We start from the raw sequence: 16741 nt of genomic DNA, 5'->3' as shown, positions 1-16741 counted from the left end.
GTCATTAAAAACGCGCTATTCTACCCTACCCCAGATGCGGTGCAACTGACTTTAACCACCTTGCGTTGGGTCTTTTTATAACACATCATTTCACTCTCAACGGACAATACCGCCGCACCAAGGTAAGCAACCAACACGCCTCTTGGCCGTTTGCTCAGATTGCTAGCAGTAAGTTTACCCAAAAACAGGTATCATTCGCCCCATTGATGCGTACCAACAGAGAATGCCCCCGTGGATGTCTTAGAGCACAAACTAAAGAAAATTGATCGCAAGAACTACCGCAGCTATACCAGCCTTAAAGGTGAATATACCTTTGCCGATTTCACTCTCCATTTTGACACGATTCAGGCAGACCCATACGCGCCCGCTTGTCGAGTCAGGGCCCGCCGTGATTGGTCGCTGACTGACCTTAACTGGTTGAAAGAGACCTCGCTCGACTTCCAACGCGCTGCGCGGGATTTTCTCACACGCGAATTTGCCCGTCTTGTCCAGCAAGATAATGCGATCAGTATCGATATGCCGGGTCAAACCGTGTTAGATCGCACTTCAGTAGTCTTTGATGACGATGCCATCGAACTCAGATTCCGATTAAACCTGCCGGCAGAGGGTCGCACCATCATTGCGAAGCAGACACTGCACTTGCTCACTTTTACGCTGCCAAAAGTCATTCGCAAAGTTACGCTAGCCCGTGAACTCAACATAGAAGCGCTTAAAGCACACTGTCGCAATATCGAAGATCAAGTGGCGTTACGCGCGCAATTAGCCGAACACAATCTCATCGCATTCGTGGCCAATGGTGCTGTGCTACCCCGCTTAGCGGGTAATGTAGATCTCCCGTTGCAAGACGCGGTGCCATTTGAAAGCCCTGCTACTCTTGCAACCACGTTGACCACGCCTCACAGTGGTGACATCACAGGTATGGGGATTCCTAAAGGGATTACGTTGATTGTCGGTGGGGGTTTCCACGGCAAATCAACGTTATTGAATGCCATTGAAGACGGTATTTATGATCACCTTGATGGCGATGGTCGTCACCATGTTGTCACTGACCACAACGCGGTAAAAATTCGTGCGGAAGATGGTCGCTGTGTGCATCAACTCGATTTATCGCCTTACATCAATCACCTGCCCCAAGGTAAGCCGACGACACAGTTTTCTACTCAAAATGCCTCCGGTTCCACCAGTCAAGCGGCGTGGTTACAAGAATCGCTCGAAGCAGGCGCTACCAGCTTACTGATTGATGAAGATACTTCGGCGACAAACTTCATGATCCGTGATGAGCGCATGCAGGCGTTAGTGGTCAAAGATCAAGAACCTATCACACCACTGGTTGACCGTATCGCTCAGTTGCGTGATGAACATGATATCTCAGTACTCCTCGTGATGGGCGGCTCTGGTGACTACCTCGATATGGCAGATACCGTGATTCAACTGCACGACTATCAAACCTTAGATGTTACCGAAAAAGCCCGTGAAGTGATTGCAGCGCACCCGACATCGCGCCAAATCGAAGCAAACCAAGCACTGGCAAAAGCGGCACCGCGTCAACTGAGTAGCGGCCAACTCAAAGGCTTACTGGAAGAAGGCAAGTTTCGTATCCAAGTCAAAGATAAGCATGCGCTCCGTTTTGGCCCAGAATGGGTTGACCTCTCCGCACTTGAACAAATTGCGCATCCTAGCCAGTTACATACTGTCGGCTGGATGTGGTTTCAAATGGCGCAACAACGCGGCTGGGTGAAACAACCCGCTCGACAATTTGATGCCATGCTGCATGCAGACTGGTTCCGCACCCTACCGCCTTACGGTGATTTGGCCCGCCCCCGTGCAATTGACGTGATGGCCGCCTTAAACCGTATGCGCAAAGCAGAATTTAAATAAGGATAACAATGCAATACAGCGCGATTAAACAAGGAGAGCGAGTCGCTTTCCTTAATGATATGACGATTGGGCTCATTCAGCCTTCTGACCTCGTTGATATCATCACGATGTTAGACGATGAGGCGGTGACAGAGTACTTGTTCTTTGCTCCTGCGCCGATTGAAGTCTACGAAGGTTACTTCAACCCCATCATTGAAGACACAAAAGAGGCACTCGACGCTGAACGTTGGCCTTCAAATCCCACTTTTGTGGTCAGGGATAACCAAAACAAGTTCCTTGGTATGGCTGGGATTGCGGGCGTCGCGCTGTTAGCCGGTAACTTTGAGGTCGGTTATCAGTTACCACAAGCCTCCTGGGGTAAAGGGCTTGGCACCGCCCTTTGTCAGTTCGCTACCCAACTGGTTTTTGAGCACCTCAATGGCCATAAAGTGGCCGCAGATTGCTATGCCAGCAATGTTGGTTCATACCGCGTCATGGAGAAGGTAGGATACGTGAAAGAAGGAACGCAAGTCGGCTACTACCTGCGCAACGACAAGTTAGAAGATCGGGTTATCTACGGCATGACGCTTGCCCAGTTTCGTGCATTAAATGCTTAACCCGGTTTGAGGCTCAATGAACAGAAAGTCGCGTTTTGCTAACGCGACTTTCTTACACCCCTTCCTTACACGTGCTTGCCTCATTGCTGTAACCTAGATTCATTCTCGTCAGGCTAACAGGCCAGAACGCTAACCCAGTTCGACCTCGACATCAGACTCAAGCGTCGACGAGCAGGCTAGTACATACCCTTGTTCAATTTCTTCGGCGGTTAATGTCTCCATGCTCGTTGAAGACACATCCCCTTCGCGCACTTTACACTTACAAGACCCGCAAATCCCACTTCGACAAGCCACAATCAAGGGTAAGCCAGCACCTTCTAATACCTCTGCCAAGACTTGCCCTTTATGAGCCACTATCGACTGAGAAAAGTCGGGCACCTTGACGTTCAAGCCAGCGTCATGCGCCTCGGCACTGTCTTTCGTCACAGGACTAAAGCTCTCTTGAAAGAAGTTTGCCATATCGAAGCCAAGTTCACTCAAGTAACCTTGCACATCTTGCATAAACGGATTTGGCCCACACAGGTAAACCGTACGCTGCTTAAAGTCAGGCACCAGCACCTGCAACCATGTCGCATTCAATCGACCTTCTGGATAGGACGTTTCACCCCGATGCTTTAACAGCAACGCGAGATTGAAATCGGCGTACGCCGCATGGTAAGTCTCTAGCTCATCCAAATAAATCGTTTCAGATTGAGAACGCGCGATATGCAGGAACGTGACATCAACCCCCGATGCATTGTGGAGCCATTGTTTCGCCATCGCGAAAACCGGCGTAATGCCGCAACCCGCGCTGATCAGTAGGGCTTTCTGCTGGCCCTCAACGACCAAGGGCGGATGGTCAATGCAATTAAAGTCGCCAGCAGGCGGTAAGGCTTGGACTGTATCGCCTATCAACAGTTGATCGAGTAGGTAATTAGAGACCTTACCGCCATCGACACGCTTAATGGTGAGCTGGAGGTAGTCGTCACCGGACAGCGAGCTGAGTGAGTAAGCGCGAAATGCCATCTTACCGTCGATTTCAACCCCAAGACTGATGAACTGACCCGCTTTAAACTCGAAACACAATGATTCTGACAAATCGGCCAATTTGATACTGACCGTATCGGCAGTCTCATGAAACTTATCGACACAACGTAACGTGACAGCTTGATTCCCTTGCCATTCAAAAAACATAACACTCTCTTTAAGAAAAAGACTGCGCCACCCAGCGAGGCGACGCATGGCTTAATAATCCATTACGCTGCGAGGATAGCTTTAAGGTCATCCTGCACGTTGCCAATACTGCGCATATCGAACTTTTCTTGGATAATGGCAATCAGATTGGGGGTTAGGAATGCCGGTGCCGTTGGTCCGGTGTAGATCCCTTTGACACCCAGCGCAAACAAGGTCAACAGAATGACAATCGCTTTTTGCTCGAACCAAGAGAGTACTAAGGTCAGCGGCAGATCATTAACGCCACAGTCGAACTCGTTTGCAAGCGCCAACGCAAGCTGGATAGCAGAATAGGCATCATTACACTGCCCCACATCCAACAAGCGAGGAATTCCCTGAATATCGCCAAAAGTGTTTTTATTGAAGCGGTATTTACCACACGCTAAAGTCAGGATAAGGGTGTCATCGGGTGCGGCTGCGGTGAAATCGGTGTAGTAGCTACGCTCAGCCTTATCACCATCACAGCCTCCCACAAGGAAGAAATGCTTAATGTTGCCTTGCTTCACTTGATCAATGACCGCCGGGGCGGCATTCATCAACGCATTGCGGCCAAAGCCGACGGTGATATGGTGCTCGATTTCATCGTGCTGGAAACCTTCGTGGGCAAGTGCGCACTCGACGACTCGGCTAAAATCATCGCCTTCAAGGTGTGCCACTCCCGGCCAACCGACAATGCTGCGTGTAAATAAGCGGTCTGCATATTGACCAACATCTGGGTTCAATAGGCAGTTCGATGTCATCACAATAGCGCCCGGGAAGTTGGCAAACTCTTTCTGCTGATTCTGCCAAGCACTGCCGTAGTTACCCACCAAATGGGGATATTTCTTCAACGCTGGATAGCCGTGTGCAGGAAGCATTTCACCATTGGTATAAACGTTGATGCCTTTACCTTCAGTTTGTTGCAGAATTTTCTCTAGATCATGAAGGTCATGGCCTGAAACCAGAATACACTTCCCTTTTACTGGCTTCACATTCACCGTTGTTGGCTCTGGATGACCAAACGTTGCCGTCTCACCATGATCCAACATTTCCATCACCTTGTAGTTCATCAGACCGATGCGCATTGAGCAGTCGAGTAACTCGCCGAGGTCTACAGGATCTGTCCCCAGCCACGCCATGATTTCATGGTACTCAGCGTAGATATCGTTATTGGTTTGCTCAAGTACTCGCGCATGCTCCATATATGCGGCCGCGCCTTTTAAACCGTATAGGCAGAGTAGGCGCAGACCGATAACATCTTCATGCACATGATCTTTACCACGATTGACAGCGACTTGAGGCGCGAAAGCCAAAATCTCTTCCGCACCCTTTGGCAGCTCAAAGTTAGCGACATCCGGCATTGCCGCGATGGCTTCACTTGTCAATGCAGCCAGGGTTATCACCTGATCTTTAAGGCGAGATTTGTAGTCAGCCGCTTGGGACGTGAGCTCAAGGATGCGAGCTGGGTCGAAGTTAACATTCGTCAACGTAGAGAAGAAGGCACTCGGTGCCCAGTGGTTGATTTCATCATTGACAATATTGAATTCCAACGCACGCGCTGCCCAAAAAGAGACCCCTTGTAGGGTATACACCAATACGTCTTGCAGGTCGGACACCTCCGACGTTTTACCGCACATACCTTGTGCGAAAGCGCAGCCTTTTACCGCCGGGGTTTGAATTGTCTGCTCACATTGAATACAGAACATAATGGGTTCTCCAGTCTTTAGAATAATTGTCGTTTGTTCCTCCTCTGCAGCAGAAAACATGCCAATAGTTAAGCTATTGATTATTATGAAATTAATCTAATCTTGGAGCGTAGTGCGTTGTACTTAGAACAACGCAGGCGATGTCTTAACGACAACACAATAGAGAAGGTGCTTTGAAAAGCACCTTTCGAACAGCGGCTAAAAGTCGCGAGCAAAAGAACGAGTGCTTCTAATGGACGGCTCTATCCCCCTAACGGCTCAAGCCACCTCAAGGTGCTTGGGTCTATCATTTGTTAACCCCTAATTTTTTCCCCATTCGGTATAGATTACCCCGGTCCATCTGCAAAAACTCGGCCGCTTTTGCCCAAACACCCCCTGTTTGATTCAGCGCGTACGCGATAACATCACGCTGATAGTCTTCCACTAGCGTTCGCAATGGTTGGCTCTCTTTCGGGAAATAGCTTGATGTATTTTTCACATCATCCAAATCTAGAGATGTGTCGAAATGGTGAAGGTGAAGGGTACTCACGCCTTGTTGAATCGCATGCAGGGCCGCTCGGGTTAAGGTGTGTTCCAACTCACGAACGTTACCCAGCCAAGGCAGCGCCTCTAATTGTGTCAACACCTTAGGGTGGACATGCAGGTTAGGGGCATTAAATTGTTGGCGCACTTTTTCCAGTAAATAGCCTGCTAACACCGGAATATCGCCGTCACGTGCTCGCAAAGGTGGCACTTTAATAGGAAAGACATTGAGCCTGTGGTACAAGTCAGCGCGAAATGTCCCCGCCTCTACCTCATTCTCTAGCTGCCGATTGGTCGCGGCAATAATACGGACATTGACCATCAGGTGTTGATCACTGCCGACACGTTGCAGTTCACCATGCTGAATCACACGCAGCAATTTAGCTTGCAGGAGCAGAGGTAGTTCACCCACTTCATCGAGAAAGATCGTTCCGCCATCGGCCAGTTCAAACTTGCCTGCACGATGGCCATTGGCCCCGGTAAACGCCCCTTTCACATGCCCAAACAACTCACTCTCCGCCAGCCCTTCAGGCAATGCGGCGCAGTTCACGTAGATCATGGGTTTATCGCGACGATGTGATTGGGCATGCACTGAATGGGCAACAAGCTCTTTGCCTGTCCCTGTTTCCCCTGTCACTAACACCGCATAATCTGTTTGCGCCACTGTCGCGATGTTATTGCGTAGTTGATTGACTTGCGGGCTGAGCCCCACCATCTCCCCATGTTGAGAGCGGGCTTGCTGAATTAAGGTTTGTGTCACGCTTTGCTGTTTTTGGTTCTGCGCTTTCAACGCCTGCAATTGGCCAATGTTTCGCAGTGTCGCGGCGGCCATCGCGGCAAAGGTTTCAATGGCTACCCTATCAATATCATCAAAGGCACCGACTGTAAGCGCATCCATCGTCAAGACACCGACTTGTTGCCCTTCAACATACAGGCTTATCCCCATGCAGTCGTGAACATCCATGCAGTACTCTTCACTCATCAACGCGCCATCAAACGGGTCTGGCAGCGTACAATCGGCATCAAAGCGCACAGGCTGCATGCTTTGTACAATGGCTTCGAGCCTTGGATGCGCCTTCGGAAAATAACGCTGTCCCAAAACGGATGACATCAGCCCTTTCACCGCGACAGGCGTTAAAAACCCATCCTCATCAAAGATAAATAGACAGCTCGCATCGCACGGAAACGCCTGTGCTACCCCCTCTATTAAGCTTTGGTACTGCTGCGTATGTGAACGACTCGTACTCAAATTCAAGGCGATATTCAGTAGCACTTTATCTATTGTTATCGATTGCTGCATTTTTGATGGTCAACCTGATCAGCCACACAAAGGTGATGTCACTTTAACATCAGCCCCAGATTAACGTTTGAGTGAATCTGAGAGAAATTGATCTCGGATCATGGACATGGCAATTGGCTACCCAATACCCACTCAATGCGCGCAGAACAAGCCACCTCGAGGCGCTTGTTCAGCGAGCGTTTCTAGGTTTGCCATAGAGGCACTGCTTTGAAGATCTCGTGGGCTAAATCAAAAAGCAGTCACATACGGTCACACGCATCAAAGGCAAGATAAAGGGGAGCTAAGTTAAGTTGGGCTAAAAATGGATCTGCACAGGCATACCTTCAACCCATTTTTCGTCATCAATAGGCTCGAGAAAGGCCAAAGTCACTTTCAGCAATGCGGGTTGTCCTTCAAACGGTTTCGCTAATTGAGGGGGAAGCTTAGAAGCCAACTCGGTTGGTAAACTCACTTCCGCTCTCAACCGAGTGCCGTCCGGAAGTTGTACCGTTGCCTCGCTGCCTTTGCTGGCATAGGCAATAAAACGTGGACTGAGATAACCCACAATCTTTGGCGATAGCTTTGAAGAGATGGTGGCAAGTTCATCACCTTTCTCAATACGCTGCCCCACTTTAATCTGCGAGTCCACCACAAAACCATGGTAAGGGCTGTGGACTAACAACTGCGCTTGGCGAATTTCATTTTGTGACAATGCCCGTTGCAAATCTAACCGTAGCCGCGCGATAGCACCTGCAATCAAGGTTTGTTGGTGATTGATCTGCGCTTGATTGAGATCGATATAGCCATTGCTAACCGTTTGCTCTGCAGCCCCTTTTAAATTGACAACGGTGGCATAATCAACCTGTGACACCTGCCGCGTTCGAAGGTACTCATCATATTTCGATTTTACATTGCTCAGCTCTCGTAAGGTGCGGTTCGCCTCTTTAATCGCGTCTTCATAGCGCGCAAAGTCTAACTCGGTTACTTCACGTTCTTCGATGTCAGCAAGGGCAAGGTGTAAGAAGGCGATATCATCCTCGATCAAGGCATTTTTTATAGAGATCAACCGTTGGCCTTGTTGCACAATCTCGCCTCGTTGATAGTGGACCTCTGCTATCACCCCATCCCCTGCGGCAGTCAACACAATCGGTTCAACCGTAACAATACCCGGCGCTTTAACCGTCAAATACTCTTGATAGATGTAATACAGCATCACTAACAGTGGGCTCACAATGAGCAACAGTAAGAAATACCACCGCAGCTGATACCCACTACGTTTCGCACTGCCATAGATCACTTTGACACCCTGCTCTGAGGTGGGTTGTTGCTGTTTATCTAAGTAAAATTTCACTTTCATTTAGAAGCGCTTCCCCCGTTTCAGTACCCACCACGGTGCCATACTCGACTCTTCGTGACTTCTTCTCACGACTTCATTGACCATGGAAAATGCCGTGACCATGCGCATAAAAAAGGCATAGAAGGGGTAAAGTAATAGCCACCCTGCCATCGTCGCATCCGCTTTGGCCCTTTCAGACACCAAACCGAGATAGATGATGAAATGAAAACTGATCATCACAAGGTAGACGAGATAAAGAACAAACATCATCGCAGCCATAAAGCTAAGGGGGTAAGCGAAGATGATTAATAAGGTGTAAAAGACCACCAATAATGGCAACACGACGTTTTGCACAACACCATAAGTCATAGTGAACACAAAGTTGCCCCATCCCAATAGGTGCGGACTCAACCCTTGGCGATGTTTACGTAAAAAGAGGAACAACAAATCCCCATCCCAGCGCAATCGCTGCATCACCAATCCTTTGAGCGTATCCGGCACGTCAGTGTGCCCCACCGCATGAGGATTAAACCCTAAACCTGCACTGGGATAACGCCGTTTGTACTGCTTCAGCCGCATGGTTAAATCCAGGTCTTCGGCTGTATGGGTATCCCACCCACCCACTTGCGTTAAAATCGGCTTTTTAAATGCCCCAAATGCGCCGGAAATATTGTTCAATACCCCCCATGTCGCCATCCCTGTTTTTCCTGCCTGCATCGACACCATATATTCGAGCGCTTGCATCCGAGTTAGTAAATTGTCTTGCCAGTTTCGTACTCGAAGTGCACCGCCACAGGCCACCACGTTTGCGTCTTGCAAACTGGTGATCATTTCCGTCGCCATCGTGTTATCAAAAGAGGTATCACCATCCACGTTAATCACAATGTCATGTGTCGCTTTGGATAAACCGGCGTTGAGTGTCGACACTCGGCCACCGCGCTGCCACTTTGGAATCACTCGAACGTCACGACGCGCTTTTCCTTTGTAACGTCGTGCGCCCTCAATGGCCGCCTTAAACGTCGCTTGATTCTGTACCGCACCATCCACAACCGCCAACACTTCGATATCGCCGGGATAATGCTGCTCGACCAAGGTATCGATGGTGATCGCGATGGCATCCCCTTCGCCATAACACGTAATCACAAAGCTGATGCCCGGGTAGGATGTAGGCAATGGGGGAGTAGGACGCGCAGACCAACGAAACACGCCTGTCAGCACCAGAATCGAGAGGGGTAATTCAACACCAATTAACATCGGCATTAGCACGAGCCAAAGCTCTTGGCTCTGCTCCAACCAACCAAAAATTGTGCGGACAAGATAATAGAACTCAGACATCTTGAAGCTCACCCGCACAGCTTTCTAACCAGTTCACCACATCATGCCCGCACTCCTCATTGGGCAGCGCCCACGCAGACACCAACATCGTAAACTCCTCATCTTCAATGAGGTCAGCAATTTGCTCTATTTTTCCCTGCAGAACATGCATATTGGCCATTTCCGTCATCGGCATCAGCAAGAACATCATATCGTTGTGATACTGACAACACAGGTCGGTATCACGCAATAGGCCATTAAACCGCTCAGTGATCTGATCAATTAATTGAAACAGCTTCAACTCGCCAAAATGATAGCCATACTCTTTCAAACCAGGAAAATAGAGGCCAATTAATAGATGTGCTTGATCATGACGACGCGCCAAGGTGTTCAACCACACCAATAACTGGCTAAAATAGTGACGCTCAACACGCCCTTTTAAACTCAACTCAGGAATAGTGAGCACGTGGCCATGACGCATCATTTGGTTGGTTTGCTCACCCGCTTTATAGGTAAAGATGTTTCTGGCTATCAGTTGATGAATGTCTTGCAAGCTATGGCACTCCATACACCTCGCCTTCGTCTCTGCTTCAACAAAGTTATGCCCGCACTGTCGGCACTCATACACCTCTAATGGCCTGTCATAATCCACACCAATATGGCGTAGCTTGGTCAAACAGTTTGGGCACTCAATCTTCCCTTTGCGGGTAAAGTGGCTCTGTAAATCAACATGGCCACAGGTAAAACAATGCAGAGAGACTTTCTCGGTGATATCCGCGCTATGGCAAGATGGGCAGGTTTCCAAGTAGTTGACATGACCTGAGTGACAATGACTACAAAGGCGAATTTTATCAAGGAGTTCGTCTTCTTCTAAGCGCTCATTTTTGACTTCTTGCACCAAGAAACCATAAGGCGAATCCGACTCCCCCATATAAGCACTCAATAAGGGATACTGATAAATAGACAGGCTGTCACGGACATAGTGTGGGAGTAGACGGCGACTTGGATTTAGCCACAGCCACGCCATCATTTTATCGTCTTCACCTTCATGAATCAGCGCAAGCCGTTGCTGGTGGTAATCCCAACGCGTTTGCCAGTCTTGCTCTGACCAGAGCCCATCACTGAGGGCATCAGACAACGGACTACTCTCGACAGTGTAAACTTGCCAAGCCCAGTAACCGCCAGAGCGATGCAACTGCAATAACACCTTATCTTGCTGCACCGTTGGCAGATCGATCACTAAAATCCCCGCGCGTTGCTGAGGGGATTCTAAAAGTGTTGCTCGATGTTCAGTGTGTAACTCACCCTTTGGCGGCGATGTGCTCAACCAATGGATAACTGGAGACTCGATCATAAACTCACCCGTAATTTTGATTTCCGTTCCAAATTTACGTAATTGATAAGTTTATTTTATTTCATTATTGCGATGTTTCACCTGTACCAATATTGACACTGAAGCATATAAAGGCACTGTCGCTTTCTCTGCAACCCATCACGGCAACGCCAACAGGCAAGGTAAACTTTTGAATTAAAAGAGAAGAATACAAAGCCAACCCCAAATAACCTAGATCTCGCTAGGCATCATCTAACGCTGAAAAGCGAAATTGTCGCGTTTCTTCATCAAACCAAACCCAGACGCGCGCGCCGTTATTGACCACTAAGACGGTTTTTTTCATCCCTTTATGCCAAATCGTCTCAAAATCGGTCACTTGACGCTGATTGTACACAGTGTCTTGACGCTCAAACGGATGCTGAATCGAGCGCTGACCTCGCGCTTCTATCCATGCAACTAACTCCCCGTTCGATAACAGCAACACACCCGGTGCGCCCAAAACGGGCACCAAGCGGGCATTAGGATCAGTCGACAAGGTAATGGTGTTGTCACGATGCCGTGGCTGCCAACAAGTGATACCGTCACCTTCACCACAAAACCAAAACGGCGTACCCACAACGTTACGATACGATGACACCCAACGCTGCGATATACCAAACTGCATCAGTCCCCACTGCCATAGAGTTCCGTCATCTTTGAGTGCAACAAAGTGGTCATGGGTATTGGCTATTTCAATGACATCTTGCTGCAACTCATCATGTTTGCGTCGATACTCACTTAAGCTGGCATAACTGGGATACCCAATCAAAGACTCTAATAGACTCCCGCCACGAAACGGGTCGCCCCACGCGATGACCTGGCCGTTGTTCAACAACGCGATGGTGGCATCATCAATGGCCGCCACCTGATTAAAACCATGCTGACTCAGGCGTTTAACTTGCTCCTTATCCAGTAAGCAGGCTTTATCAGACTCAGAAAGTGCAAACCCCTGCCCTGTCGCTCGCAGCCCTAAATACCCACAATGGGTCGCGATCACCCCTTCAACATTCACTAACGTCTGCCAATGCTGAATCCCTTGCAATACCCATCGGCGATCGCTAAACCGAAGGCCAGCGTTAGCCAAATACGCCACATTCGATGCCATTGTGTTGACAGTGTCAGCTTCACTCGCGTTCGTCATACACCGCAGCTTGTCTTCAACACAAGACAGGTCCGTTTGCCACACTTCGACAGAGGCACTATTTGACTGCCATTTTGCGCTCTCTAGACGTGATTTAATCGCTGGCGCGTATCCATTCACGGCAAGGGTCGCGATTAACTTATCGTCCCTTCGATTCTCCGCGTCACGATAGATCGCTTCTTCGTGCCCTGCCGCCGCTGACTGAGCCAAATATTGATTCATCTCGTAGGTGCGCCACTCCTCATCGGCAACAAGATAAAGCTGATACAATGATTCAGGTAACGTGGGATCTAATCCGGCGTAATAGTGGGCAATACTGTTGTTGTCATGCTGACGATAGAAACGGATTAAGGCTTCAATAGCCCGTTGACGTGCTGTCACCAACGGTTGTTCATCACTCCCTGCAACACCTTCGTCAATGACTTTCTGCAAGGTCGGTACCCACTCCTCAGGGGGCTTGCCAGCATCCGCTGCGACGAGCGCTAAGTTAACCACAGCAACCGGATTGCTGCGACGAACCGCTTGCTGATAGAACTGCTCTGCTTGACGCATATCCGGACTAACACTCGTTGCTTGACGCGCGACGGACGCATAATACTCTCCAAGTCGGTTATAGACCTCGCCATCTTTTACTCTCACTAAACTCGTGCGTAGCCCCCGTTCACATTGGTCCGGTAAATGAGGAAAGTATGCTTGTTCGCAAAGCGCGAGATAATCTTTTTGATGATCGCCCTGAGTCGATAACAAGTACACAGCCATCCGAGGCGAGTAAGGAAAGTCCGAAAGGCCATAAGCGCTAACGGCCGTAGAAGGCATTTTACGTGGCGTGGCTAGCTGTTCGATGCTGGGTTCATCGTCATGGGCGACGAAATCGGTCTTTGCCAAGGCATAAGCCGCTAGCCGTTGCGCTGATGTGTGCCCTAGCTGTGCGGAAAGAAATAGGTAGTTCGCGAACTGGCTCGGATCACTGCCCTGTAACTCACCCTCGCGGTGCAAAAAGGCCAGCTCTAACGCTGCCGTCGTGCGCGAACCTAGCGCGACGGACTGTGCATAAAGCGGAATAACTTGTGACATGTCACCAGCGCCACCAAATGACTTTTGATGGTAGAGGGCTAAGGTTGCGGCTGATGACGCGGTATGGTTTTCAATTCGTTCTAGCAGGGTTCGAATTCTTGCTTGATCATTCGAACCCTGAGCAAACAACTGGCCAATTTCTTCAATATAGTCAGCATCAGTGGCTAAAACGCTGCCGCTAGCGAGCAGCATCACAACCAATAAACAAACGCGAGATAATGACAACACAGACCCTTCACCGTTCAAAAATAAAGGTTGAATTTTAACTCTAATTCACTGAAATTTATAGGTTATATACTCACGCCACCTCAAAATGTACGGTTCAGAGGCAACCGAACGCGTCGAGCTCAAAGCAAAGATAAGAGGATGAAATAGGTCAAGCTAGAATGATAGAAATGGAGCACATCCGTGCTCCAAAAATCTCCACTATTTTTTCTGAGATTATTTTGACGTCATATCCCAAGGACAGGCGGCAGACAACTCGCCAACCCCCGCAGTGGCCATGGCTTCTCGCACCAAACGTTTATAGCGATTTTTGATTGGCGTCGGCAGATACGGGATCAAATACTCTTCATCAAACGTTGGCAGAGGTTGATCAGGCAATACGGCCACCTCCAAGTCAGTCAAACGCCGGTCAACATTCGTGGTTGAACCTTCTATGCTCGGTAAACCCGCTAAGAGACGTTGGAAATGCGCCTCACTCATCAAAAAATCGACCAGTAGATAGGCAGCTTCACGCTTCTCTGGATTGTTTTCAAGGTGTCGCCCCAAGGACAGACTGTCGAGAGAGAACAAGTTCCCTTCTTCCAATGTCGCCAACCGCCACTTCTGATTGTTTGCAGCGTTACATTCGGTAAGCTCTAACCCCCATGTGGTCGCCACCGTTTGGTTTTTCAAATCATCACAATCATTCACTTGGTTAAACCAGAACCCATCGGCATTCTTCAACTGAGCGGACACACTGACACGTAATGATGCCATCATATCGCTATCTTTGAGGATCTCTCCCGAGGTGAAAGCCTGTACATCCATGCCATTGGCCAGCACGGAGGTCAACACGAGCGGCTCAAATTGATCGCAATACACTCGAAAGCTTTGCTTTAACTGAGAACCGTAAAGATCACGCCACGAGTCGGGTGCATCAATTTTCTCCGAGTCATAGGCCAAGCTAAAGTGAGCAACCGTATGGGGCAGCGCATAGTGGTTACCCGCATCGTCAATATCATAATGGCGATTTTTAAACTCTGACTTAAGGAACTGGTAGTTACTCACTTTAGACAAATCCAGTGGCAACAACACCTTAAGTAGCCGTGAGTCATGGGTCTTGAAGAAATAGCTCGTCGGCATAACAACATCCGCTTGCTGTTTTCTAAGTGCATTATAAACGCTGTCAAAGTCGGTAATGAAAGGCTCGACTTTATTAAGAGTGACATTCATGCCTTGGCTTTTTGCGTACGCTTCAAAACGTGCCTTATAACCCTCCGGCAAGTAGCCCCACTCTAAAAAGTTGATTTCAACTTCCGCACTGACCGTAGCACTGGATAACAACAAGCATGCCAGAACTTTCATTCTCATTCCCACTTCCTCACCTAGGCAATAAATACCCTCAAAGTATAGGAAGTCAACGTGAGAATGCGAACCTAGGTGCAGTATCCCAGAGCCACCTAAAGAAGTTCGATGTTGTTTAATCTATCTATCGAGTCCCCAAACAAAAACGAAAAGGGTCTGCCAAGGTCCGCTGCTTTTTGGCGACATTGTGACTCCAATCTAAACTTCGAATGAATGTTTGTTTTGAAATTTTGATGATACACCTCGCCTATTTGCCCAAGGTTGAACTCAAAAAACTGTAGGCCATATCCGTTTTTTCGTATTCGAATTCGCAGATCGCTCAATGAGACATGTGTAGAGATTTCCATCTGCTGAGAATCCAACAAGTGCTGAAATGCAGGGGACGAAACTCTGAGCTCCGCAGGCATTTCATAATAACGATAGTTTGCTGACGAGCGTCTCGATAACGTCACATTCGAAAAACCCGCCTCACCACCGTCTAACGACATGCGATGAAAAGGAATACGCCGAGAAAGCTCTACACCAACGGTACACAAACCAGCACTTGTGGTGCCCACGCCTGCTGCGTGCGCGATAAGATCGGCAAACGAACTCGATGCAGCTACCATAATATCGTTAATTTTAAGGTCTGCCGTCACCTCATCGGGGAGATAATCCACATCGTTCCAAACCAAGGGATCTTCCGACTCAACCTGCTCTCCCAAAAGCTTAATGTGGAGAGCGATTTTTGAAGGATCGGCATTTTTTTCCATGACAATCTCATTCAGCGCAGTGTAGATGGCCGACTTTTGCTCATCAGACAATCGACTGAAAACCGACATACTCAGTATTATCGCTTTACTGTCCTTTTTATCTACTCGCACTTTCACCGCACTCGATGACAAACCAAGATCAGCCACCAGCGCTTTTATCTGGTTACTATAAATGGGATTAATTTTTTTATTATTGTAAATGTCCGCTGTGACAAACTGATCAAATTCCAGTCTTGCATAGTCACTATGGCACCCACTGAGTAGCAAAACTGCAATCGCAAAAACCGATCTTAAGCTCATTTCCTTCACTTTCCTTCTGAAAACCTCACTGCTGGCTATCGTTAACCAAAACGACCAAAAACCGCATTAAATAAAAGAAAAAATCGAGCACCATTGTACAAGGGGGAGATCGCGATCATTAACGGATAGATAATATAGAACTCGAAATAGATATAAGTAACAGTGATACCTTGCTATTAATGAAAGCGAATAAAAGAATATACTCGCTATGTTTAACTAGCTGAGAGGATAAACATGTCACCTATCGCTGTACTCATTCATGTGCCCAATGTCGATAAAGGCTTAGCGTGGTATCAAACCGCTTTCCCTGCGGCCTCACCGATCTACCATCCGGAATCCAACTTCACCGCCCTCGATTGTGAAGGGTTTCATATCGAGATAGTCCAAGCGGATGAAAAAGTCTCTAATGGGAAATGCGGTTCAGTGTTGTATTGGTCTGTGGAAGATCTCACTACTACCTTACGGCATTTTGAAGCACTCGGTGCTCGCCTTTACCGTGGCCCTATGAAAATTGAAAATGGGCTTTCGATGTGCCAATTGGAAGATCCCTTCGGTAACTTAATTGGCTTGCGCGGCCCAGGTGATGAGAAGCAAGGCACCTCATCATCTCTAGCAAATACGCCTTCTGGCAAATCGCCAAGAAGCGATTAAGATGGCAGGCGAGATGTCAAAAATGATGGTGTATTAGACAATATTGTCTACCCACCGAAC

General features: G+C 48.4%; 12 protein-coding genes. 3 read left to right on the top strand and 9 right to left on the bottom strand.

Translation table 11 applies throughout. The features are described from left to right. The first annotated feature begins 231 nt into the window (after positions 1-231). Positions 232-1878, top strand: a complete 1647-nt coding sequence (locus tag TSUB_RS18880) for an ABC-ATPase domain-containing protein (RefSeq protein WP_087016403.1) — start codon at positions 232-234, stop codon at positions 1876-1878. 8 nt (positions 1879-1886) lie between these two features. Next, complete coding sequence (locus TSUB_RS18875; RefSeq protein WP_087016404.1) at positions 1887-2474, top strand: GNAT family N-acetyltransferase; 588 nt, start codon at positions 1887-1889, stop codon at positions 2472-2474. 129 nt (positions 2475-2603) lie between these two features. On the opposite strand, the gene TSUB_RS18870 is transcribed toward TSUB_RS18875, so the two are convergent. The 9 genes from TSUB_RS18870 to TSUB_RS18830 form a co-directional block, all read right to left on the bottom strand. Beyond that, complete coding sequence (locus tag TSUB_RS18870) at positions 2604-3647, bottom strand: FAD-binding oxidoreductase (RefSeq protein ID WP_087016415.1); 1044 nt, start codon at positions 3645-3647, stop codon at positions 2604-2606. Positions 3648-3709: 62 nt separating this feature from the next. Continuing rightward, the gene (gene hcp / locus TSUB_RS18865; protein WP_087016405.1) at positions 3710-5371 is read right to left on the bottom strand and encodes a hydroxylamine reductase; all 1662 of its coding nucleotides are present in this window, start codon (positions 5369-5371) and stop codon (positions 3710-3712) included. 286 nt (positions 5372-5657) lie between these two features. Further along, positions 5658-7193: a nitric oxide reductase transcriptional regulator NorR gene (gene norR, locus TSUB_RS18860; RefSeq protein ID WP_087016406.1), complete on the bottom strand. Its 1536-nt coding sequence runs from the start codon at positions 7191-7193 to the stop codon at positions 5658-5660. Positions 7194-7488: 295 nt separating this feature from the next. Beyond that, a complete protein-coding gene (locus TSUB_RS18855; protein ID WP_087016407.1) occupies positions 7489-8529 on the bottom strand; it encodes an HlyD family secretion protein in 1041 nt (346 codons plus the stop codon). Then, entirely contained in the window at positions 8530-9843 is a 1314-nt protein-coding gene (locus TSUB_RS18850; RefSeq protein ID WP_087016408.1) for a glycosyltransferase family 2 protein, read from the bottom strand. Continuing rightward, a complete protein-coding gene (locus TSUB_RS18845; RefSeq protein WP_087016409.1) occupies positions 9836-11176 on the bottom strand; it encodes a TackOD1 domain-containing metal-binding protein in 1341 nt (446 codons plus the stop codon). Before TSUB_RS18845 ends, TSUB_RS18850 begins: the two co-directional genes overlap by 8 nt. A gap of 220 nt (positions 11177-11396) precedes the next feature. Next, positions 11397-13634 (bottom strand): hypothetical protein, encoded by a 2238-nt coding sequence (locus TSUB_RS18840; protein WP_159064755.1) that lies wholly within the window; start codon positions 13632-13634, stop codon positions 11397-11399. A 216-nt stretch (positions 13635-13850) separates the two neighbouring features. Beyond that, the gene (locus TSUB_RS18835; protein ID WP_107924948.1) at positions 13851-14984 is read right to left on the bottom strand and encodes an ABC transporter substrate-binding protein; all 1134 of its coding nucleotides are present in this window, start codon (positions 14982-14984) and stop codon (positions 13851-13853) included. Positions 14985-15073: 89 nt separating this feature from the next. Next, positions 15074-16030 (bottom strand): hypothetical protein, encoded by a 957-nt coding sequence (locus TSUB_RS18830; RefSeq protein ID WP_087016412.1) that lies wholly within the window; start codon positions 16028-16030, stop codon positions 15074-15076. 234 nt (positions 16031-16264) lie between these two features. On the opposite strand from TSUB_RS18830, the gene TSUB_RS18825 reads away from it, so the two are divergent. Further along, positions 16265-16681, top strand: a complete 417-nt coding sequence (locus TSUB_RS18825) for a VOC family protein (RefSeq protein ID WP_246616514.1) — start codon at positions 16265-16267, stop codon at positions 16679-16681. Positions 16682-16741: the final 60 nt, after the last annotated feature.

The organism is Thaumasiovibrio subtropicus (assembly GCF_019703835.1).
In the GTDB taxonomy this organism is placed as follows: domain Bacteria; phylum Pseudomonadota; class Gammaproteobacteria; order Enterobacterales; family Vibrionaceae; genus Thaumasiovibrio; species Thaumasiovibrio subtropicus.
This window is presented reverse-complemented; position numbering and strand designations above follow the sequence as displayed.